The 21,449-nt window shown below is 57.1% G+C and carries 17 protein-coding genes and 1 pseudogene; 8 read left to right on the forward strand and 10 right to left on the reverse strand.

Annotation, left to right across the window (positions count from 1 at the left end; all coding sequences use genetic code 11):
- Position 1 precedes the first annotated feature (1 nt).
- Both Q0V31_RS15335 and Q0V31_RS15340 read left to right on the forward strand, forming a co-directional pair.
- Positions 2–670, forward strand: a complete 669-nt coding sequence (locus tag Q0V31_RS15335; RefSeq protein ID WP_298188915.1) for a response regulator transcription factor — start codon at positions 2–4, stop codon at positions 668–670.
- A complete protein-coding gene (locus Q0V31_RS15340; RefSeq protein ID WP_298188918.1) occupies positions 667–1,986 on the forward strand; it encodes a sensor histidine kinase in 1,320 nt (439 codons plus the stop codon). The genes Q0V31_RS15335 and Q0V31_RS15340 overlap by 4 nt, the downstream gene beginning before the upstream one ends.
- A gap of 27 nt (positions 1,987–2,013) precedes the next feature.
- Here the strand turns inward: Q0V31_RS15340 and Q0V31_RS15345 are convergent, their stop codons facing one another.
- Complete coding sequence (locus Q0V31_RS15345; protein WP_298188922.1) at positions 2,014–2,610, reverse strand: NAD(P)H-dependent oxidoreductase; 597 nt, start codon at positions 2,608–2,610, stop codon at positions 2,014–2,016.
- Positions 2,611–2,712: 102 nt separating this feature from the next.
- On the reverse strand, positions 2,713–4,857 hold the full coding sequence (locus Q0V31_RS15350; protein ID WP_298188924.1) for a methyl-accepting chemotaxis protein: 2,145 nt from the start codon (positions 4,855–4,857) through the stop codon (positions 2,713–2,715).
- 276 nt (positions 4,858–5,133) lie between these two features.
- On the opposite strand from Q0V31_RS15350, the gene Q0V31_RS15355 reads away from it, so the two are divergent.
- Positions 5,134–6,453, forward strand: a complete 1,320-nt coding sequence (locus Q0V31_RS15355; RefSeq protein ID WP_298188927.1) for a Na+/H+ antiporter NhaC family protein — start codon at positions 5,134–5,136, stop codon at positions 6,451–6,453.
- 647 nt (positions 6,454–7,100) lie between these two features.
- Here Q0V31_RS15355 and Q0V31_RS15360 read toward each other — a convergent pair.
- Complete coding sequence (locus Q0V31_RS15360) at positions 7,101–8,234, reverse strand: AraC family transcriptional regulator (RefSeq protein WP_366915225.1); 1,134 nt, start codon at positions 8,232–8,234, stop codon at positions 7,101–7,103.
- A gap of 441 nt (positions 8,235–8,675) precedes the next feature.
- Here Q0V31_RS15360 and Q0V31_RS15365 point away from each other — a divergent pair, with 441 nt between their 5' ends.
- From Q0V31_RS15365 to Q0V31_RS15385, 5 genes and pseudogenes are all read left to right on the forward strand, one after another.
- Positions 8,676–9,971: an outer membrane protein transport protein gene (locus Q0V31_RS15365; RefSeq protein ID WP_298188930.1), complete on the forward strand. Its 1,296-nt coding sequence runs from the start codon at positions 8,676–8,678 to the stop codon at positions 9,969–9,971.
- Between the two features lie 69 nt (positions 9,972–10,040).
- Entirely contained in the window at positions 10,041–10,844 is an 804-nt protein-coding gene (locus tag Q0V31_RS15370; protein WP_298188934.1) for a transporter, read from the forward strand.
- A 96-nt stretch (positions 10,845–10,940) separates the two neighbouring features.
- A complete protein-coding gene (locus Q0V31_RS15375) occupies positions 10,941–11,600 on the forward strand; it encodes a DUF3313 domain-containing protein (protein WP_298188937.1) in 660 nt (219 codons plus the stop codon).
- A gap of 233 nt (positions 11,601–11,833) precedes the next feature.
- Positions 11,834–13,483 carry a DUF1254 domain-containing protein gene (locus Q0V31_RS15380; RefSeq protein WP_298188939.1) on the forward strand — a complete coding sequence of 550 codons (1,650 nt, stop codon included), beginning with the start codon at positions 11,834–11,836 and terminating at the stop codon, positions 13,481–13,483.
- A 59-nt stretch (positions 13,484–13,542) separates the two neighbouring features.
- Positions 13,543–13,913: pseudogene (locus tag Q0V31_RS15385) on the forward strand (IS66 family transposase zinc-finger binding domain-containing protein); the annotation flags it as partial.
- Positions 13,914–14,028: 115 nt separating this feature from the next.
- Here the strand turns inward: Q0V31_RS15385 and Q0V31_RS15390 are convergent.
- The 7 genes from Q0V31_RS15390 to purB all read right to left on the reverse strand — a co-directional run bounded on the left by Q0V31_RS15390 (position 14,029) and on the right by purB (position 21,367).
- The gene (locus Q0V31_RS15390; RefSeq protein WP_298188940.1) at positions 14,029–14,517 is read right to left on the reverse strand and encodes a DUF4442 domain-containing protein; all 489 of its coding nucleotides are present in this window, start codon (positions 14,515–14,517) and stop codon (positions 14,029–14,031) included.
- Between the two features lie 147 nt (positions 14,518–14,664).
- A complete protein-coding gene (locus tag Q0V31_RS15395; RefSeq protein ID WP_298188942.1) occupies positions 14,665–16,260 on the reverse strand; it encodes an isocitrate lyase in 1,596 nt (531 codons plus the stop codon).
- A gap of 616 nt (positions 16,261–16,876) precedes the next feature.
- A complete protein-coding gene (locus Q0V31_RS15400; protein WP_298188945.1) occupies positions 16,877–17,686 on the reverse strand; it encodes a secretin N-terminal domain-containing protein in 810 nt (269 codons plus the stop codon).
- Complete coding sequence (locus tag Q0V31_RS15405) at positions 17,683–18,324, reverse strand: histone acetyltransferase HPA2 (protein WP_298188947.1); 642 nt, start codon at positions 18,322–18,324, stop codon at positions 17,683–17,685. The genes Q0V31_RS15400 and Q0V31_RS15405 overlap by 4 nt, the downstream gene beginning before the upstream one ends.
- A gap of 9 nt (positions 18,325–18,333) precedes the next feature.
- Positions 18,334–18,759 (reverse strand): GNAT family N-acetyltransferase, encoded by a 426-nt coding sequence (locus Q0V31_RS15410; protein ID WP_298188951.1) that lies wholly within the window; start codon positions 18,757–18,759, stop codon positions 18,334–18,336.
- A complete protein-coding gene (locus tag Q0V31_RS15415; RefSeq protein ID WP_298188953.1) occupies positions 18,752–19,918 on the reverse strand; it encodes a cupin domain-containing protein in 1,167 nt (388 codons plus the stop codon). Before Q0V31_RS15415 ends, Q0V31_RS15410 begins: the two co-directional genes overlap by 8 nt.
- A gap of 78 nt (positions 19,919–19,996) precedes the next feature.
- Positions 19,997–21,367, reverse strand: a complete 1,371-nt coding sequence (purB, locus tag Q0V31_RS15420; RefSeq protein ID WP_298188956.1) for an adenylosuccinate lyase — start codon at positions 21,365–21,367, stop codon at positions 19,997–19,999.
- Between the last annotated feature and the right edge of the window lie 82 nt (positions 21,368–21,449).

The following is a 21,449-nucleotide window of genomic DNA, read 5'->3' on the forward strand; positions in this document are numbered from 1 at the left end:
GATGCGCCTATTGCTGGTTGAAGACCATGTACCGCTGGCCGACGAGCTGCTGGTCAGCTTAACCCGCAAAGGTTATGCCGTTGATTGGCTAGCCGATGGCCGGGACGCTGCTTACCAAGGTGTCTCCGAGCCATATGACCTGATCATTCTCGACCTCGGCTTGCCAGGCAAGCCGGGATTGCAAGTGCTGCAGGAGTGGCGCGCCGGCGGCCTTGCTACACCGGTATTGATCCTCACCGCTCGCAGCTCGTGGGCCGAGCGCATAGAGGGGCTTAAAGCTGGAGCGGATGATTACCTGAGCAAACCATTTCACCCGGAAGAGCTGCAGCTGCGTATCCAGTCACTGTTGCGCCGCGCCCATGGTCTGGCCAACCAACCGCAACTGGAAGCGGCAGGTCTGCAGCTGGACGAAAGCCGGCAAACCGTTAAACGCCAGGATGAAGAGGTGCAACTGACCGCTGCCGAGTTTCGCTTGCTGCGCTACTTCATGCTGCATGCCGGGCAGTTGCTCCCCAAAAGTCACCTTGCCGAACACCTGTATGACGGTGAGAGCGAGCGCGACTCGAATGTGATTGAAGTGCACGTCAACCACCTGCGGCGCAAGCTGGGCCGCGAGATCATTGAAACCCGACGCGGTCAGGGTTATCGCTTCAGCGGGGATGTTGCTTGAGATCGATTCAGCGGCGTTTGAGCCTGGGGCTGATCAGCGTACTGCTGATTATTGGTCTGCTGCTGGCGCAAAGTAGCCTATGGCTGTTTGATCACAGCCTGCGCAGTTATTTGCAGACAACCCTGCAGGATGAAACGCAAACGTTGCTGGGCGCGGTGGTTCGTGGCCCCAACGGTTTACAATTGGATGAACGACGCCTGAGCGCGGCTTACAAACGGCCGTATTCGGGCTTGTATTTTCGCATTGATCTGGCGGCGCACAGCTGGCGTTCGCGCTCGCTTTGGGACAGTGAAATGCAACCGGCTGAACGCGCTGGATTGCAGAGTGCCCTGAGTGATGGGCCGCAAGGTCAGCAGTGGCTGGTGTACCGCGCTGACTATCAGCGTTATGGCCAGGCGATCGTAATTCACGTGGCACGCGACTACACGCCGATGCTTTACAGCTTCCGTCAGGTGCAAAGAGTTGTCTTGGGCCTGGGGGTTGTCGCTCTCGTGCTGATTCTGTTGCTGCAGCGACTGATTGTCGGTCGCGCGCTGCGGCCGCTGGAGCAGACTCGCCAACAAATCATGCAGCTGCAGCAGGGCCAACGGACTCAGCTGGATCAGCACGTACCGCAGGAGCTGGAGCCACTTGTAGCACAGATCAATCACCTGCTGAGGCATACCGAAGACACCCTCAAACGCTCACGCAATGCCTTGGGTAATCTTGGCCATGCATTGAAAACGCCTTTGGCTGTGCTGGTTAGCCTGGCCAGCCGTGAAGAGCTGAAGCAGTTGCCGCAATTGCGTGAAAACCTAAATGCGCAGCTGCAACAGATTGAACAGCGTATCGCGCGTGAATTGGCTCGTGCGCGGTTAGCCGGCGAAGCCCTGCCGGGCGCGCACTTCGACTGCGCCAGCGAGCTACCTGAGCTGTTTTCAACTTTGGTCATGATCCATGGTAATCACCTAGAGCTGGCCTGGCAGGCCGAGCCTGGATTGCGCCTGCCTTGGGACCGTGAGGACCTGTTGGAGCTGCTCGGCAATCTGTTGGATAACGCTTGCAAATGGGCAAATAGCCAAGTGCAGCTGCACATCAGCCGGCAGGCTGGCGGTTATCAATTACTGATTGATGATGATGGCCCAGGCATCGCCGCCGCACAGCGCGACGAGGTGCTCAGTCGTGGCAGCCGGCTGGATCAGCAGGTCGCGGGGCATGGCCTGGGCTTGGGTATCGTGCGCGATATCGTCGAGGTCTGGGCTGGGCAGTTGCGGCTGGACGATAGTCCGTTGGGTGGGTTGCGCGTTACGCTGGTGCTGCCCGAGAAGCGCACCTGAGCTCAGCCGGTGCGCGCACTGCAACGCTTACATACCGTTGGCAAAGGCCGGGTTACTCATGTCGATGGTGGCACGTACCGGCAGCAGAGCGTGTGCATACTTGGCCAGAATATCCAGTTCATAATCGATGCGCGCATGCAGGCGCTGATCGTCCTCACTGCTTGGCTCTGGTGTGTTCAGCACCTTCTCGACGCCGCGCACGATCAAGTGCTCGGGCAGGTAACACAGGCGGCAGTTCTTATAGCTGGAGGCACGTAACTCGCTGATTGGGTACGCGCCGCCAACACCCGACGATACCCCCACCAACAGCCCAGGCTTGTGCGCCAGCTCGGCTTTGCTGGCGTAGATAAAGAAGTTCTTGATCGCCGGGCAGGCCATGCCATTCCACTCGGGGGAAATGATCACCACGGCATCGGCCGCTGCCAGTTGTTTGCTGTAGAGCCCCCAAGGGCCTGCGTCTTCTGCAGGCCAGAGCGGGAGAGGGGCAAGGCCCAGGTCAATTACGTGGCTCTGCGCCGCATCGGTGTGGCCGAGCTGAATCAGACGTTGGCGCAAGAAGCGGGCTACTTTGCCCGACTGGCTGTTAGAACGGCCGGAGCCGGCCACCAGAGCGATATTGAGCATCGTTCACCTCTTTAATAAAGAAAACGCAGGCTAGCGAATGCTGGCCTGCGTCACAAGGGCGCGACCGCCAGAGTGGCGGTCCGATGGTGCCAAGCCTGACGGTTAAACGCGGAACTGATCCATCAGACTTTGCTGGTGGTTGGCCAGCTTGTTCAGGCCCTGGCTGATTTTCGCCGACTCGTCGGCCTGGGAGGAGATCGACTCGGTAACATCACGGATTGAGGCCACGTTGCGGTTGATCTCCTCGGCCACCGAGCTCTGCTCTTCGGCAGCGCTGGCAATCTGCAGGTTCATGTCGGTGATTACGCTGACGGCCTGGCTGATGCGTTGCAGCACGGCCACCGCCTGTTCAACCTGCTCGACGCTGCCTTGGGCTTGGCGATGGCTGCTGTGCATGGTGCTGACCACTTCTTTGGTGCCGCTCTGCAGGCCTTCGATGACCTGGCGAATTTCCTCGACCGAGTCCTGCGTGCGTTTGGCCAGGTTGCGCACTTCATCGGCTACCACGGCAAAGCCGCGTCCGGCTTCACCGGCGCGGGCGGCTTCGATCGCCGCGTTGAGGGCCAGCAAGTTGGTTTGCTCGGCAATCGAGCGGATCACTTCGAGTACCGAGCCGATTTTCTCGCTGCTCTCAGCCAGGCCTTCGACTTCCTGCATGGCCACGTTCATTTCGTTGGCCAGCAGTTCAATGCTCGAGGTGGTCTTACCGATGACATTCATCCCTTCGTTGCTGGCCTGGTCTGCCGTGCGAGCAGCCTCGGCAGCCTGAGCGGCGCTGTGCGCAACATCTTGCGCAGTGGCGCTCATTTCTTGGAACGCAGTGGCCACCTGATCGACCTCACGGTATTGCTGCTGCATGCCATCGCTGGTCTGGCTGGCGATCAGCGCCGATTGGTCTGCGGTGCTGCGGGCGTCCTGCACGCTGCGTTTGACGTCGGCAATGATCGGCTGAAGTTTGTCGAGGAAGCGGTTGAACCAACTGGCCAGTTCGCCCAGTTCATCCTGCTTGGCATAGTCCAGGCGGCGGGTCAGGTCACCTTCACCGCTGGCAATATCTTTGAGCATCGCCGCGACGCCCAGAATCGGCCGGGTTACGCCCAAGGCCGTCAGCCAAATAAGCAGGATGCCCACGACCCCGGCAGCAAGACCCACGCCTAAGGCGATGGCGCTGCTGTGCGTGTTCATCTTATCCATCTCGGCTTCTAGCTGAGTTGCCCGCGCGAGCAGCACCTCCTCGGGTACTTCCATCAACACGCCCCAGGGCTGCGATTCAGGAGTCGGCAATATCGGCTGCAGCACCTGCAGGGTGCCGTTGTGGTGCAGCACCTCTGGGCGATTGTTGGCCACCATGCGCAGCATATCGCCATGCTGTTCGCTAAAGGCCTTCTCCAGCTTGTCGCCGAGCAGGCTGCTGTCACGGCTGTGCGCGGCCATTAAACCGGCCGGGCTGATAATGCTGACATGCCCGGCGCCATCAAACAGGTCTTTATGCGCCGCGTTACTAAGCTCTTGCAGGCTGGCCAGGCTGATATCCACGCCGAGAACGCCAATAACTTTGCCGGCCTGTTCGAGGGGGAAGGCAATACTGGTCATCAGGGTTTTCACCCCGTCGGCGTCATCGATATAGGGGTCGAGCAGGCACACTTTGTTTTTCTCAAGCGGGCAGCTGTACCAGGCGTTGTAAGGCGCACCGCTGAGACCCGGGGTTGCGTCGGCGAGGTTTTCTTCGGTCAAGCTTTCGGAAACCAGATCCCCGCTCTTGCCTTGCGACCAGTAGATCGAGAAGCGGCCTTTGTCATTACTGCCCAGGCTTGCCTGATCGACGAACAGTTCGTCCTTACCGTCCAGGGCGTTCGGCTCAAAGGCTACGTAGATGCCCAACAAACTTGGGTTGGCTTCCAGAGCACTGTGCACTTGTCGAGTCAGGTCTTCACGCAGGTCGAAGGCATCAAGAAAACGCTTTTCCGCTTGCTCACGAATAAACAACACCTGAGAAGCCGCACTCCGCCCGTATTGATAGGCATCCATAAAGTAACGCTGCATTTGCAGGGCCTGTGACTCACCACGGGCAGTCATGCGCAATTGCGCTGACTCTTGCAGCATCGACGAGCTGGCCTGCTTGACCAGTTCGGCACTGCGCGAGGCCTGAATGACCGAAGCCGAAACGAGAACGGCAACAACGGCCAGCAAGCACAAGCCTGCCAGCAGGGTGATCTTCAACTGGATGGAGAGTCGGCTGAACAGCATTATCAGGACCTTTTTATGACTGTGGCTTACAGCACCTATCGGCGCTTAGGCACTTTTCTTTAAGTTTTAGGGTGCGTAAAGCGCGGCAAGTTACGGGCAGGAAGAGCCTTTAAAGGGCAGGGTAATCGAAATTAGCGACGCTATGTATAAAATAATTTACAGCTGTTTTGACAGCTCGTTCAGGTTTGTGCAGAGTACGCGCCCTTCGCCGGACCGGCGCAGCATCCACAGAAGCTTGAAACCTTCGCGGACCTATTTAATTGCGGGAGTAAATCGATGAACGCAGTCGTTGCGGCAGTGGGGATCATGCTGATTCTCAGCTTGTGCCGCGTGCATGTGGTTGTAGCCCTAATAGTCGGTGCATTAGCCGGTGGCTTGCTCGGCGGTTTGGGCCTTGAAGGCTCGCTGACGGCCTTTCACAATGGCCTAGGCGGCGGCGCGAAGGTTGCTTTGTCCTACGCGTTGCTGGGTGCATTTGCCGTGGCGATTGCCAAATCCGGTTTGGCCCACGCGTTGGCGGACAAGGCGTTGGCTATGGTCGGTCAGCAGGACAGTAAGGGCGCAGGGCTGCTTAAGTGGCTGCTGCTCGCATTGCTGCTGGTGGTGGCGATTTCTTCGCAGAACATCCTGCCGATTCACATTGCCTTTATCCCGCTGCTGGTACCGCCGCTGCTGTATGTATTGAGCAAGCTGAAGCTCGACCGTCGTTTGATCGCCTGTGTGCTGACTTTTGGCTTGATCACGCCCTATATGTTTTTGCCGGTGGGCTTTGGCGGGATTTTCCTGAAAGACATTTTGCTGGCCAATGTGGCCAGTGGCGGAGTTGATACCAGCAATTTGAACGTGACCCAGGCCATGGCGATTCCGGCCCTAGGGATGCTCTTTGGGCTTCTGGTCGCCGTGCTGTTCAGCTACCGCAAAAAGCGCGTGTACGACCTGAGTAAGATTGAGCAGGCCGAGCGCGTGGATGTGGCCTATAACCCGCTGAGCCTGTTGGTCGCGGGTGCGGCGATTGCCGCAGCCTTTGTTATACAGCTGTGGCTGGACTCGATGATCATCGGCGCGCTAGTCGGCTTTATTATCTTTTCGGTATCAGGTGTGGTGCGCTGGAAAGAGGCTGATGGACTGTTTACCGAAGGCATGAAGATGATGGCCATGATCGGCTTCATCATGATCGCCGCAGCCGGCTTTGCCGAAGTGATGAAAGCCACTGGCGAAGTGAAAAGCCTGGTCGAAAGCGCGGCTGAGCTGATTGGTCACGATAAAGCCCTCGGCGCGCTGCTGATGCTGCTGGTCGGTCTGCTGGTGACCATGGGCATCGGCTCATCGTTCTCCACCATCCCGATAATCGCGGCGATTTTCGTGCCGTTGGGCCTGCAGCTGGGCTTCAGCCCGCTGGCCATTCTGTGCATTGTCGGCACCGCCGGTGCGCTGGGTGATGCCGGCTCGCCAGCCTCCGATTCGACACTGGGGCCAACGGCAGGCCTCAACGTTGACGGTCAGCACAACCACATCTGGGACAGCGTGGTGCCGACCTTCCTGCACTACAACCTACCCTTGCTGGCGTTCGGCTGGGCTGCCGCGATGGTGCTTTGACCGGGCATTGCTCAGCGGCTGAGTTTTAGCAGCAGCTGCTTGGCCTTTAAGCGGGGCTACCGATAAATCGGTAGCCCCTCTTTCGTTCCGCCAGACGCTTAGCGGAGCTGGCCGGCTGTTTTAAATATTTTCGGTTTCGGCCAGCGGCTGATGGCGCTAGAACTGAGCATCGCTATATGTCGCGCGTGCTCAGACGTACGGAGCTAGGTGGAGGGCTCAGTTCGCTGCTTAGCCGTGTTGCTACTCAGCGTGCGTAATGGCACTCAACTGACCACCCGTTTGCATTGTACTTGCCCAGCTATTCGCATCCGACCTGCCGGTCATCTGAGTCAGATACGTTCAACTCGACTTGTTGCGAAGATCGGCAGAACCCGACCCACAGATACCTGTGCTGACGGGCCGAAATCGGCCGATTCTGTTGAAAAGTCGATTTTCTCAAACTGCCAGAATACTGATCGGTGAAAGCGTCTTTTTGTGCACTGCCACGTGAAATTCGAGTCCAAATAGCTCTGCGCCGATTCTGGATTTCAAGCTCAGATGCGTACTTTTCTGACCTGAAACGCCCCTGACTTTTTCAACAGAATCGGCCAGTAGCAGACCTTCGATGAGCCTGGGAAACCTAGTGCGATTCAAACTGCCTAGGTTATTTACGGCTCCTCGCAAATTGGATGCGCTCTCCAATGTCCCGGAGCGCGTCCTATCCAGGCCCTGAACGCGCGTGAAAATGCGTTTGGATCCTGATACTGCAAAGCTTGAGCGATAACTGAAATCGGCAAGTCTGTGTTCTTCAGCATTTGGGTTGCTAAGCTTTTTCGTGACTCGTTAACAATTTTCTGCAGGTTGGTGCCGTCGGCATTGAGTCGACGGTGCAGGGTACGTATGTGCAGCCCCATCCGGTTAGCAACCAGCTCGGCTTTGGCCTCGCCCGCAAGCAACATGGAGGGAAGTTGGTAGGTGAGTAGTTCCGAAGTTCTCAAGTTGGCTGTGGCCGCTGAGATGGCCTCTTGAAGCAATTGATGCAGACCGGGGTCGGCTGTCTCCAATTTCTGGTCCAGCTTTGTGGTGCTGACCACAAGACCGGAAACACTCGCATTGAACTGCACTGGGCAGCGGAATGCCCGGGCATAGGTAGCTGAATCGGAGGGGCGGTGGTAGGCCAGCTGCACTCGGATGGGTGTCCAGTCCGGGCCAAGTAACTCCCTAAAAGTCTGGAAGCCAATCATGATCAAAGTATCAATGAGTGACCTTGGGTCGGTCAGATCTTGGTGGTGTATCACGTAACCGAGCAGGCAGACCTGTTCTGTCAAGGGCAGCAGCAATGGCGCGCCGCCGCGGTCATGCAGCTTCGAGTGAATGACCAGATCATGCAAGGCATCTTCCACCGTGTCGGCTGCAAGCATTAACCGGCCGATCATTCCCAAGTCTTTTAGGCTGAAGCATCGTCCAACCAGAATCCCGAGGCTAGAACATTTCGTATGTCGAATAGCGGTATTGAGTAACCGGGCAGTTTCGCCGTAGCCGAGGCGTTGTCCGGGGTCATTGACGAACGTATCCAAGTTTATGCCTGCAGCCCTGAATACGCGCTGTGGGTTTCCGCCCAGTTCGGTGATGACACGTGGGAGGCTTTGTATCGGGCCGGTAGGCATCTCACCTGGATTGCTGAGTATAAGAGGGGGGCTCTGAAGTGACGACTTGACCTGGAAGGCTGCTTTGTTCCTGTCTTCGTCAGAAGTGGCGATCTTATGCCTCCTCACTAAATGGGTAGCATTTTTTGATCGCATTGGTTTGCCTTCCTTGTCTGGCTATTTTTGGGTAACACCAATGTCATGGATTTTTGCCGACTTGTCCGAAATTGCAAGCTGTATTTCAGAGGAAGGCCGTAACATGAAGGAAACTTGCCCGTGAGCATGCCTGTCATCAAGGCTCAATCTTGAGGCGCATCAGCTCCAATACTCTGCCGGATAGTTGGGTTGTGCTGGAGCTCGTAGGCGTCAACTTAAAGATTAGCGCATGTCATCACTTAGCCTTGGCGCGGCACATCTGATACTGCTCTCTCAATTATTCGCCGGAGGGTTAGTTCTGGTGCTTAACCCCTCGGTTTACTCCAATCGGAAATGGCCCGTACGTGTATTCCCAGCAACCATTGCCACGCGAAGCCATGCACTCCGCTAGCAATAAACGACGAAGTTGACACCAAGCAGCATGCTGAAAGGAACTCTGAAATGCACACGATATTCGTCCGCGGCGCACAGCTCGGCATTCTCGCCGCAGCCTTGGCCAGCGCACCGACCATGGCCAGCGGCCTATTTATGTACGAAGTGGCTAACGACAACGCCGGGTTGGCCAATGCCGGCGCGGCGGCGCGGGCGCAGAACCCCGGCACCCTGGCCAGTAACGTAGCCGGCATGAGCTACCTGCCGGGCACTCAGATTAGTGGCGGCATGCAATTGCTGCACAGCAACTTGGAGTTCAGCCAGGACGCCAACAGCAATGTAGCCGGGCGCGACAGCGGCACACTGATGGAATGGATGCCTGGCGCAAGCCTGTTCATTACCCAGCAACTCGACGAGAACTGGCATGTGGGCTTTGCCAGCTATGGCGACTTTGGTTTAGGTCTCGATTATGAGAATGAATGGTCAGGGCGCTACTTCATCCAGAACGACGAGCTGCTGGGTTTGACCTTACAGCCCAGCGTGGCCTATCGCTTTAACGATCAATGGTCGCTGGGTTTAGGGCTGCGCGCGATGTACGCGATGCTCGACGCGCAACTCGCCATCGACAACACGCCCCTCGACATTCGCAGCAACGCCGATGGCTCGATGACGTATAAAAGCCACGACTGGGGCTTTGGTGCCAACCTTGGGGTCATCTATCAGCCCTGGCAAGGCACCCGTATCGGACTGAATTACGCCAGTGAAATCGAGCTGGAGTTCGAGGATGCGTTCTCGCCAGAAGGCCTCGGCCCACTCGTGACTAACCGGCTGCAAGCGGCCGGCATTCTCGGCGCAGAAACCAAGCTAACGATGAATGTACCGCAGACCCTGACCCTTAGCCTGTATCAAACCCTTGATGAACGCTGGGCCGTGCTCGCTAGCGCGAACTGGCAAGACTGGTCGAACTTTGGCCAGGTGGGCGTGCAGATAGACAGCGGCAATCCCATGTCGGGCACCGCAGATGCCAATTTCAAAGACACCTGGCACCTCTCCATCGGCACCCAGTATCAGGCTAGCCAACAACTGCTGTGGAACCTGGGCGTGGCTTATGACAGCTCCCCGGTCAGTGATTCAGACCGCACCTTTAGCATGCCACTGGGCTCAACATGGCGTTTCGGCACAGGCCTGACCTATGCCTTGGATCAGCAAACCGACCTGAACCTGAGCTATGCCTTGGTCTGGATGGGCGATATGAAAATCGACCAAGAGAAGCAACTGCCGCTTAACGACCCCAAACGCGTTTCCGGCGAGATTGAAGATGCCTGGATCCAGGCAGTGAGCGTCAACGCGACGTGGCGTTTTTGATTCTCTCAAGCTGAACGACATCAGCGCTTGCCAGAACCGGCAAACGAATCATAAGAAGGAATAGGGACAGTGAAGTCTAAACAACTTGTGGGGGCATGCCTCTGCCTATGGGTCAGCGCAGGGCTGGCTGATGACACGGCAGAACTTGCGAAGAAAACCCAAAACCCGATCGCCGCACTCTACAGCCTGCCCATCCAATACAACTGGAACCAGCACGTGGGGCCAAGCAATGACGGCATTCAAACGGTAACTAATATCCAACCGGTATTACCGTTTTCCATCAATCAAGAATGGAACCTGATCTCTCGCACCATCCTGCCAGTGATTGACCAGCGCAGCCTAGTGCCTAACGGCCTGGCGGATAAGTCTGGCGTGGGTGACGTCACGCAGAGCCTGTTTTTCTCCCCCAAAGCGAAAACCGACAACGGTTGGATTTGGGGCGCCGGCCCTGTCTTTCTAATGCCGACAGGCAGTGATGATTTATTGACCAACGATCAGTGGGCGGCTGGCCCTACGGCGGTGGCGTTAAAACAATCTAACGGTTGGACCTACGGCGCCCTAGCAAACCATCTGTGGTCCTTAGAGGGCAGTCCGGCTGATGGCCGGGAAAAGATCAACGCCAGTTTCCTCCAGCCGTTCCTGTCTTACACCACCTCCACCTACACCACGTTCGGCCTTAACACCGAGTCCTCTTATGACTGGCGGGCCAAAGAGTGGTCGGTGCCGGTTAACCTGACCGTGACACAGTTACTCAAGCTCGGTGACCAGCCTTTGAGTATTCAGGTGGGCCCACGCTACTGGGTCGACAGTACGGAAAACGGTGCGGATGGATGGGGCTTCCGTGCGGCTGTCACCTTGTTGTTCCCGCGTTAATGCCGTGTCGGTATGACCGCAGCCAACACTTGATGCGGCCATCCACAGATTCTCCTTCTGCAAAAGACGTCTGTTCATACCCATGGAGCTTTATCGATGAAAACAAAAAAAATGATGTTGGGCGGTCTACTGACAGCGGTTGTGGCGCTTGGTGGTTGTACAACTAAGACCGTCAGTCAGTCGCAGTACTCCGGTTTTTTGTCCAGCTATGAAGGCTTGAACTCTACCAAGACGGCCGGTGGTACTACCGTGATGCGTTGGGTCGATCCCGCGTTCGATGTGTCCAGCTATCAAAAGGTAATCTTCCAACCCGTGCGTTTTTATCCCGAGCCGCAGCCGACTGATCGCCTCAGCCAGAAGACTCTGCAAGACCTGCTGACTTACACCAATAGTCGTATATCCGCTGCCATGTTCAGTCGTTTGAAGCCGGTCGGCTTCGGCGCAGGCCCGGGTACGTTGGAGTTCCGTGGCGCGATTACCGGCGTCAATGCCAGCACCGAGGGTCTCAAGCCGTATGAAATCATTCCGGTTGCGTTGGTGTTTGCTGGGGCTATGACCGCTGCCGGTGAGCGTGATCAGAACACTGAGCTGTATCTGGAGGCTGAATTCATCGACACCTCAACAGGTAAAACCGTGCTGCGCGTGGTGCGTAAGGGCTTCGGTAAAACCCTGAGCAACGACAAGCAAACCATCTCCGCAGATGATCTGAAATCGGTGATCGATGACTTAACCCAGGACGTGTTGACCTTTAAGTGAGCGACAGCTCTGACGCTACTTTGGTGTGTTTTACCAGGCAGGCGAAGGGGGATCACGACAGAGGTTAGTCGCCCCTTAGGGACTGAAATAGCCATGAATTTCTGGCTTATTTCATCTCGATAGACCCTTGTAGCACTTCTTTGCTCTAGCGCTTTGTCACTAAACAATCCGCTTTGCAGGGGGCAGTGCATGACTGAAAAGTTATCCGAACTAATTGGAGGAAGGAACGAATCATGAACATCACGATGAAAACCACGCCTGTGCTGGCCACCGCGCTGACGTCCTGCGTTGCAGCGACGCAGGACGTGCCCAAGATGAAGAAGGCGCACATCAAAGCCATTTTCCTCAGCGCAGCGCTCTCCACTGTTGTGCTCTCCGCCGCCCATGCGCAAGAGCCTACGCCTGGTTACAATCACAAGATTCCTGCACAAATAATGACGCCCGACCGAGTCGAGACGCGTATCGGAACCCTGGAGTTTTTCGATGGCATGCCGAATGACGCAACCGTGGAAAAAGTCTATGACAATCTCCTACTCAACCGTGGAGTAGAGACCTTTCTGAGCGGCATCCCTGCAACATCTATTGAAGGCTTACGTCTAGGGATGCTCGAACTCGGCGCTGACGAGTCGAATGAGGTCGTCGTTATGGGAGAGCTTCTCGATTCGACTCCACTTTTTCTCACCGGCAATACCGATACCGTCTATGCATCCGGTTTTCTGGACTTAAAAAAAGACGGACCAACAGTGGTCGAGGTACCGGCCAAGTCTGGCCCCGGCACTGTCAACGATGCCTATTTTAGATTCGTCACCGACATGGGTATCCCCGGTCCTGACGCAGGCAAGGGGGGGAAATACCTCATTCTGCCGCCGGATTATGAAGGCGAGCTTGACGGTCCTATAGGCAGCAAACAGACCGAAATCGATGGCGAGACTTACTACGTCTCGAAGTCACCGAGCTATGTGAATTGGGTGATTATTCGTGGGTTTCTGGTTGACGGGAAACCGGATGCGGCGCGTGAAATGTTCGAAACTGGGCTGAAAATATATCCGCTGGCGAAAGCGAAGACTCAGCCAAAAATGAAGTTCATCAACGGATCAAAGCAGGTCTTCAACACCATCCATGCCAACGATTACCATTTCTATGAGGAGCTGAATACGGTCATTCAGCGTGAGCCATCCTCGCTTCTCAGTCCTGAGTTACTGGGGGTGTTCGCCTCGGCTGGCATCGAGAAAGGTAAGCCCTTCGCACCATCGCAAAAACAAAAGCAGATACTCACTGAGGCCGTAGCCATCGGCAATGCCACAGCGCGAGCAATTGTTTTTAAACCTCGCTTGGAAGGGGTTAAGTACTACGCGGATAGAGGCTGGATGACCGCTTTCGTCGACGGAGACTACCAATGGCTGAAAAATGGCGGAAAAGGTGGCCGTAACCTCGATGCTCGCACGCTCTTTTTCTATCAAGCGACGGTGAACACGCCAGCCATGGCGATGAAGATGGTTGGCAAGGGTTCGCAGTATGCCTACATAACAACCGACAAAGACGGCAACTATCTGGACGGCAGCAAAACCTATACGTTGACCATCCCCGCTAACGTTCCTGTGAAGGACTTTTGGTCGGTGGTTATCTACGATCCACAGACACGCTCCGAACTGCAGACAGGTCAGCCTTTCCCGAGCAAAAACAACAAACGCGACGAACTGGGTGTGAACCCGGATGGATCGGTCACGCTTTATTTTGGCCCGAAAGCGCCTGAAGAAAATAAGAATAACTGGATTCAAACGGTAGCGAACAAGGGCTGGTACCCGATCCTGCGCCTCTATGGTCCATTAGATCCGTGGTTTGATAAAACCTGGCGTCCTGGTGAAATCGAGTCGGCTAAGTAACCTAGGATGTTTGAGCTGCACAACGTATGCAGCTCAAACATCGCGGCGGCTCTGTTGGTAAGCGTGCAGCGTTGCCGGCGCAGTTCCCGTGTACCGTGATTCGTCACGAGTTGGCAAGCACTCAGGGCGCGTGCGGCTGCCAGCTCCAGCGAATCGGAGAAAAAGTCGCGAAAAGCTGGATTACACTCCGAGCGTGTTCATCGTCGAACAGCACGTGCGTGGGAATTGGGCCTGTCACCAGTGCGAAACACTGATTCGGGCATCGGTACCCGCCCTGGAGATCGACAAGGGCATCCCGAAGACGGGCTTGCTTGCTCACGCGAAGGTGGTCAAATTCGCCAAATATTTACAGCTGTATCGGCAAGAGAAAATCTTCGGCCGTGCCGGCATGGCAATCGCTCGCTCAACGCTGGCGCAACGGGTCGGAAAACCGGCGTTAATCGGCCCTAAACTCGTAGACGCTGGTCGATCTCTGCCTGTCGTCAATTTGCCGTGTATTGGTCAAGCCAAATGCAATTGGGTGCTCAAGACCAAGAGTTACGCACTCAGCGTTTCTTGCTAACCCAGGCCCAGAGCATCTCGCACTGGATTGGTTGGATACCGGCGTCATCGGTGACCGTCACGGCAACCAGCACTTCGCCTTTGTCCTGAGTGTGGATCGCCTGAATCTGCTCAGGCGTCAGGCTGGCTTCTGCGCGCAGATTACCGGTGGCGCGTTTGAGGTAATCAACCTTGAGGCTTTTGATCAGCGGCAGCTTGTCATCCGGCACATTCATGCCGACTAGAAAGCCCGTGGCGGATTCAGCCAGCAACGCCATGGCGGCGGCATGAACGCCTTTGATGTGGTTCTGCACCTTGCGCTTGTTGGCGATGCTCATCACCGCCTGCTGCTGGGTCAGCGAATGCACGCGCACCTTGGCCGTGCCGGCGAATTTTACTTGTGAGCCAAACAGCAGCGTCAATGCCGGGCTTTGCAGGCCGCTTGGCAGTGCCTGGATTTTGCCGACAATGCGGCTCAAGCGATTACTGGGCATGTTGAGCCTCGGGTTAATCAATGTGTGTTGTTGAGTTTAGGTGGGCTGTAAGGGTGGGGCGCGCACATAAAAAACCCCAGCATCTCTGCTGGGGTTCTTTTCAACACACTCAACCTTGATCGTGGCCTCGGTTGAGTGAACCGGTTCTTAGCTGAACTGGTTCATGGTGTTGTCTTTACCGCCTGCCTTCAGAGCCGCTTCGCCAGCGAAGTACTCTTTGTGCGCATCGCCCAGGTCGGAACCGGACATGTTCTGGTGCTTAACGCAGGCGATGCCCTGACGGATCTCCTCGCGCTGAACGCCTTTCACGTAGGCCAGCATGCCCTGTTCTGCGAAGTACCCTTTGGCCAGGTTGTCGGTGGACAGCGCAGCGGTGTGGTAGGTCGGCAGAGTGATCAGGTGGTGGAAAATACCCGCCTGAGCAGAAGCGTCGCGCTGGAAGGTGCGGATGCGTTCGTCAGCGATCTGAGCCAGCTCGGTGGTGTCGTAATCAACACTCATCAGCTTGGCGCGGTCGTAGGCGGAAACGTCCTTGCCTTCAGCAACCATGGCATCGTATGCCTGCTGACGGAAGTTCAGGGTCCAGTTGAACGATGGGCTGTTGTTGTAGACCAGCTTGGCGTTCGGGATGGTTTTACGGATTTCGTTAACCATTTCTGCGATCTGGCCGACGTGTGGCTTCTCGGTTTCGATCCACAGCATGTCTGCGCCGTTCTGCAGCGAGGTGATGCTGTCCAGTACGCAGCGTGCTTCACCGGTGCCAGCGCGGAACTGGAACAGGTTGGAAGGCAGGCGCTTAGGACGCAGCAGTTTGCCGCCGCGGTTGATTACCACGTCGCCATTGCCCAGTTCGGCAGGAGACACTTCTTCGCAATCGAGGAAGGAGTTGTACTGGTCGCCCAGGTCGCCCGGCTCTTTGGTCACAGCGATTTGCTTGGTCAGGCCAGCACCCAGGGAGTCGGTACGTGCAACGATTACGCCGTTGTCGATGCCCAGCTCGAGGAACGCGTAACGAACGGCGTTGATCTTGGCGATAAAGTCGGCGTGAGGAACGGTTACTTTACCGTCCTGGTGACCGCACTGCTTCTCGTCAGAGACCTGGTTTTCGATCTGGATGCAGCAAGCGCCTGCTTCGATCATGCGCTTGGCCAACAGGTAGGTGGCTTCTGGGTTACCGAAACCAGCGTCGATGTCGGCGATGATTGGCACTACGTGAGTTTCGTAGTTGTCGATCTGGTTCTGCAGGTCAGCAGCTTTGGCGTTGTCGCCAGCGGCGCGGGCAGCGTCCAGAGCGGAGAACAGCAGGTCCAGCTCGCGGGCATCAGCCTGGCGCAGGAAGGTGTACAGCTCTTCGATCAGGCCGGAAACCGAGGTTTTCTCGTGCATGGACTGGTCTGGCAGCGGACCGAAATCCGAACGCAGAGCAGCAACCATCCAGCCCGACAGGTAGAGGTAGCGCTTGTTGGTGGTCTTCAGGTGCTTCTTGATCGAAATCAGCTTCTGCTGACCGATGAAACCATGCCAGCAACCCAGCGACTGGGTGTAAACGGAGGAGTCAGCATCGTACTCGACCATGTCTTTGCGCATGATGTCAGCAGTGTACTGAGCGATTTCCAGACCGGTTTTGAAGCGGTTCTGGGCGCGCATACGGGCCACGGACTCAGGGTCAATGGCGCTCCAGCTGCTGCCAGCAGCGGCTTTAAGGGCGGCAACGGCTTTGATGTCGTTTTGATAAGCTGACATGGTCAATCCTTCAAAGTATGTGTTTGGTTGAGCACCGACTTCCCCCACTGAAACTGGTGTTGCTGGAGGTTGTTGCAGCCAACTGCAGAACGTCGAGACATTGACGGGAGACGGACTTGATCCGGGAGGAGGGTGACGAGCTCAACAGTTTGCTGGCTGCAGTGGCTGCAAATGACTGGGTCATTTGGCGTCTGGCGGCTCAAAGATGCCGTCGGACGACTCAACCTGCTGTGGCGTAATGCGCACTGTTGTTAAACGCTTCCCCGTCCCTCAGGACAACTTCGTTCCAGTCGCAACCTCATCGAACGGCCTTGTGGGCTTTACAACGCAAATCGGCTCTGACGGTAAGTTGGAGCGCGATTCGGAGGGCTTTTCAGCACCTCTGATTAGCGGGAGCGGGGCCATCATGCCTCTGCAAAATGGGTTCGTCAATTATTTTGTAGTGGTTTTCGTATGACTACTACATAAATCGGAATGCGACCGATGAGTCAGCCTGTATGGCTCTATTCGGCGGATTGTGGGGGATGGCTCGGCGGCCGCAGGGGCTAGCGGCGGCGCCTGTGCGGCCGCCTGCTGAGGTTAAGCGATGAGCGGTGTAGTCGCTGGGTTGTGAGGCTTAGTTGGCTACGTCGACTTTGACGCGAATGTTCATGTCTTCACGTCCTTGAGTTGAACGGTGCTGGAGAAAATCGCTCTGCTCGCCTTGGTTCTGCTCGCTGACGCTACCAATGTTGATCCATTCACCCAGCCGGCCGCTGACTCGCGTATCGGTGCTTTGCACATCGATAGCGCCGGGCTGCGACTGGCTGAGACGGTCACGGTTGCTGCTGATGGTGATATGCACCCGTTCACCGCTGAGGCTGGCGGTGACGTAGAAGCCACGGGTGACATCGCGGTATTGCGTGTGGCTGTAGGGCTGGCCATACACATCCCGGCCGCGGGTGGTCAGTGGCACGCTTTGGCCGACTTGAATCAGTGCTGGATAACCTTCGGTTGCTTGCACCTGTTGGGTGCCGCCGCTGCGGCTATCGGTGCTGCGGCGAATGATGCGCACCTGGTCGCGACCATTGACTTCGCCCTGACCGATCTGGATTTCAGCATTGCCGGCGCTGATAGAGCCATCCGCCTGATAACCCCGGTCGCTGTGAAAGCCAGACTCGTTGCTGTCGACACTGATCAGCAAGCGCCGCGGCTCGGTGTCGAGTTGCTGCAGCAGCGCGCGCACCTCGGCAATTTTCGCCGGTTCGGCATTGACGATCAGCTGGTTGCCGTAAGCGTTGACCTTGCCCTCCTGACCGAGCACCGATTGCAGCACGCTCAGCACCTCATCGGCCGTACGGTAGTTCAGCGGAATGACTTCTGTGGCGGCATTGACAGACAAACTGCAGCTCAGCAGCGCGGCGACAAGCAGGGCACGAACCTTCATAGCAGAAAACTCCGTAAATCAGCGTCGGTAATACTGGTGTCCCAGGCTTGATCAAACTGTGCACGGCGCTGGCGATTGCGCCCTGGGTCTTGGTACAGGGCATAGCCGCTGGTTTGGCCAATTTCGGGCAATAGCAGCACGCCACGGTCATCGGCCAGGAGAAACACCAGCGCCTCATTTGGGTAATCTGGGTGCAGTTTGCGGATCTGCAGGTTGCTCGGTAATCGCCGCGCAAGGCCGAGTAGGCGATGGCCTTCCTTGACGGCGCGGCTGGGATCGCGCAGCAGGATGCGCAGTTGATTGCGCGGGCTGGCTAAAAGAAAGCGAGTGCAGGCGTCCTGAATGCTGCTGTGGTGATACAACCAGGGTTCCAGGTCATGGCTGTAGATACACAGGCTGCGCTGGGCTTGCTGGAGCATGGCGAGTGCATGGGCGCGGCCGTGTTCGGGCAGACTGAAGCGCTCAAGCGCCAGGTGTGCGCCCAGAATAAATGGCGCGGGCTCTGCGCGCGGGCTGTCCGGGCCGGGACTGGACGGATTATGCACAGCAAAACGCCCCGGTGATTGAAACTCGATGGCGGGGAGCTCTACTGGCTCTGGACGCTCGGTTGCTTCACTCGGGACGTTTTCGTCGTTCATTTAGGCCTCTCAGGCGCTGCTACGCACCATGTCCACGTGGGGGATGCCAGCTTCCAGATATTCACCGCTGACGATGGCAAACCCGAGCTTTTCATAGAAGGCAGTGGCATGCACCTGGGCGCTGAGCATTTGCTGGGTCAGGCCACGTTGTTCTGCTTCTTCGATCACTGCTTGAATCAGTGCCACGCCAACGTTCAGCCCGCGCCAGTCCTTGAGCACCGAAACACGACCTATATGCCCGTCGGGCAACAGCCGCGCTGTACCGATAGGGTAGTCGCCTTCCAAGGCAAGAAAGTGCACGGCTTCGGCATCTTCGGCATCCCATTCGAGCTCTGGCGGCACTGCTTGTTCCGCGACAAACACGGTGTCACGAATGCGCCGCAGGTCAGCGTTGTCCTTTTGCCAGTCGGCCAGGCGAACGTGTATCTCACTCATCAGCAAACTCCAGGCTGCCTTGCTTGACCAGTTCAACCAGCAGGTTACGCCCTTCGTCATCGGCCAGCCACGGGCCGAGGTTGTCGATATGCAGGGCGTCGGCAGCGCATACCAGCTTCAGCAATTCACGCAGGTCGGCCGAGAACAGGCGGCTCTGGCCGCTGGCGAACAGCACCAAGTCTTCACCAACTTCCGACCAGGCCATACGTGCACTGGGGTTGCGGATCATCACGGCGCCATCTTCCAGGCTGGCGAGGAAGGCTTCTTCGTCGATTTCAATACCGGCGATCAGTTCCGGGTAACGCGGCTCGGTCATGAATTGGCCGAACCAAGTCATCAGCAGGCGCTCATCGCTCATATGCTCGGCGAGCAAGGCTTTGAGGCGATCGAGGGCGTCGCGTTGAATTTGTGTCGGGTCGCTGGTTGGCTGCGCGTCGGCGTCGCTGTAGCGCTCTTCATCGGGCAGGAACTGGCCAAGAAAGTCGGTGAAATGGGTCAGGACTTCAGCCGCGCTTGGCGCACGGAAGCCTACGGAATACGTCATACAGTCATCCTCAGCGGTACCACAGTGGGCCAGAAGCGGCGGCAGATAGAGCATGTCGCCGGGTTCCAGAACCCATTCTTCAGTTTTAACGAATTCAGCAAGGATCTTCAGATCCGCGTGTTGCAACATCGGGCTGTCGGAATCGCACGTCTGGCCAACCTGCCAGCGACGCGAACCAAAGCCTTGCAGCAGAAATACATCGTAATTATCGAAATGCGGGCCGACGCCACCGCCGGGTGCGGCGAAGCTGACCATCACATCGTCAATGCGCCACTTCGGCAGAAACTTGAATTCTTCCAGCAGCTCAGCCACTTCCGGAACGAACTGATCAACAGCCTGCACCAGCAACGTCCAGTCGCGCTCAGGTAGCTCGGCGAAGGCGTCTTCGGCAAAGGGGCCGCGACGCAACTCCCACGGGCGCTCGCCATGCTCGATGACCAGGCGCGATTCGATTTCTTCTTCAAGGGCCAGGCCGGCCAGCTCATCTGGAGAGATCGGGCTCTCAAAGCCAGGAACAGCCTGGCGCACCAGCAAGGGCTTCTTTTGCCAGTAGTCGCGCATGAACTCGCGCGCAGTCAGCCCGCCCAGCAGTTGAAGAGGAATATCAGGATTCATCGCTAAGCCCTTGAATTAAGTGGATACCCATAAATAAAAACGCCCGGCGCAGCCGGGCGTCTGGGTGGCTATTGCCGTTTAGATGCGCTTGGCCTGAGCGACCGCGTTGCCGATGTAGCTGGCAGGGGTCAGTAACTTCAGCTCGGCCTTGGCTTCGGCAGGCATGTCCAGGCCGTCGATGAACGTCTGCAGGGCTTCTGGGCTGATGCCTTTGCCACGGGTCAGCTCTTTGAGCTTCTCATAGGGGTTTTCGATGGCATAGCGGCGCATCACGGTCTGGATCGGCTCGGCGAGCACTTCCCAGCAGGCATCCAAATCGTCAGCAATACGTTGAGCATTGAGCTCCAACTTACTGATTCCTTTGAGGCTGGCTTCGTAAGCAATCACGCTATGAGCGAAGCCCACACCGAGGTTGCGCAGCACCGTGGAGTCGGTCAGGTCACGCTGCCAGCGCGAGATCGGCAGCTTGCTGGCCAGGTGCTGGAACAGCGCGTTAGCGATACCCAGATTGCCTTCGGAGTTCTCGAAGTCGATCGGGTTGACCTTGTGCGGCATGGTCGAGGAGCCGATTTCACCGGCGATGGTGCGCTGTTTGAAATAGCCCAGGGATATATAGCCCCAGATATCCCGGTCGAAGTCGATCAGGATGGTGTTGAAGCGCGCGATGCCATCGAACAGCTCGGCGATATAGTCATGCGGCTCGATCTGCGTGGTGTAGGGGTTGAACTGCAGGCCCAGGTCACCTTCGATGAACTGCTTGGCGTTGGCCTCCCAGTCGATCTGCGGGTAGGCAGACAGGTGGGCGTTGTAGTTGCCCACGGCACCGTTGATCTTGCCCAGCAATGGCACGGCGGCCACTTGGGTGATCTGCCGCTCCAGGCGATACACCACGTTGGCCAACTCTTTACCCAGGGTGGTCGGCGAGGCCGGCTGGCCGTGGGTGCGCGAGAGCATGGGGACATCGGCAAACTTCACCGCCAGCTCGCGGATCGCTTCGGCGGTCTGGCGCATCAGCGGCAGCAGCACGTCATCACGGCCGGCGCGCAGCATCAGCGCGTGGGACAGGTTGTTGATGTCTTCACTGGTGCAGGCGAAGTGGATGAACTCACTGACCTTGTCCAACTCAGGCAGCTTGGCGGCTTGTTCCTTGAGCAGGTACTCCACGGCTTTGACGTCGTGGTTGGTGGTGCGCTCGATTTCTTTCACGCGTTCGGCGTGCTCAACGGCGAAGTTTTCCGCCAGGTCGTTGAGGATGGCCTGTGCTTCGGCGGAGAAGGGCGCAACCTCGGTCACCCCTTCATGGGCGGCGAGGCGTTGTAGCCAGCGCACCTCAACCATTACACGGAAACGGATCAGGCCGTATTCACTGAAAATTGGGCGCAGTGCGCTGGTTTTGCCGGCGTAGCGGCCATCAACGGGGGAAACCGCGGTGAGCGAGGAAAGCTGCATGGGAGGCGTTCTCGGACAATCGGGCATTGAAAAGGGCGCGTATCATACATGAAATCGGCAGCTAAATTGCGCTTGCTTGCTA

It is taken from the genome of uncultured Pseudomonas sp. (assembly GCF_943846705.1).
Classification (GTDB): domain Bacteria; phylum Pseudomonadota; class Gammaproteobacteria; order Pseudomonadales; family Pseudomonadaceae; genus Aquipseudomonas.

What these genes read in the sequence shown, in the direction of transcription:
- Q0V31_RS15365 (WP_298188930.1), top strand. Translation starts at nt 8,676, where the DNA reads ATGCACACGATATTCGTCCGCGGCGCACAGCTCGGCATTCTCGCCGCA.
- Q0V31_RS15345 (WP_298188922.1), bottom strand. Translation starts at nt 2,610, where the DNA reads ATGCTCAATATCGCTCTGGTGGCCGGCTCCGGCCGTTCTAACAGCCAG.
- Q0V31_RS15390 (WP_298188940.1), bottom strand. Translation starts at nt 14,517, where the DNA reads ATGCCCAGTAATCGCTTGAGCCGCATTGTCGGCAAAATCCAGGCACTG.
- Q0V31_RS15360 (WP_366915225.1), bottom strand. Translation starts at nt 8,234, where the DNA reads ATGCGATCAAAAAATGCTACCCATTTAGTGAGGAGGCATAAGATCGCC.
- Q0V31_RS15395 (WP_298188942.1), bottom strand. Translation starts at nt 16,260, where the DNA reads ATGTCAGCTTATCAAAACGACATCAAAGCCGTTGCCGCCCTTAAAGCC.
- Q0V31_RS15380 (WP_298188939.1), top strand. Translation starts at nt 11,834, where the DNA reads ATGAACATCACGATGAAAACCACGCCTGTGCTGGCCACCGCGCTGACG.
- Q0V31_RS15415 (WP_298188953.1), bottom strand. Translation starts at nt 19,918, where the DNA reads ATGAATCCTGATATTCCTCTTCAACTGCTGGGCGGGCTGACTGCGCGC.
- Q0V31_RS15400 (WP_298188945.1), bottom strand. Translation starts at nt 17,686, where the DNA reads ATGAAGGTTCGTGCCCTGCTTGTCGCCGCGCTGCTGAGCTGCAGTTTG.
- purB (WP_298188956.1), bottom strand. Translation starts at nt 21,367, where the DNA reads ATGCAGCTTTCCTCGCTCACCGCGGTTTCCCCCGTTGATGGCCGCTAC.
- Q0V31_RS15375 (WP_298188937.1), top strand. Translation starts at nt 10,941, where the DNA reads ATGAAAACAAAAAAAATGATGTTGGGCGGTCTACTGACAGCGGTTGTG.
- Q0V31_RS15335 (WP_298188915.1), top strand. Translation starts at nt 2, where the DNA reads ATGCGCCTATTGCTGGTTGAAGACCATGTACCGCTGGCCGACGAGCTG.
- Q0V31_RS15405 (WP_298188947.1), bottom strand. Translation starts at nt 18,324, where the DNA reads ATGAACGACGAAAACGTCCCGAGTGAAGCAACCGAGCGTCCAGAGCCA.
- Q0V31_RS15350 (WP_298188924.1), bottom strand. Translation starts at nt 4,857, where the DNA reads ATGCTGTTCAGCCGACTCTCCATCCAGTTGAAGATCACCCTGCTGGCA.
- Q0V31_RS15410 (WP_298188951.1), bottom strand. Translation starts at nt 18,759, where the DNA reads ATGAGTGAGATACACGTTCGCCTGGCCGACTGGCAAAAGGACAACGCT.
- Q0V31_RS15355 (WP_298188927.1), top strand. Translation starts at nt 5,134, where the DNA reads ATGAACGCAGTCGTTGCGGCAGTGGGGATCATGCTGATTCTCAGCTTG.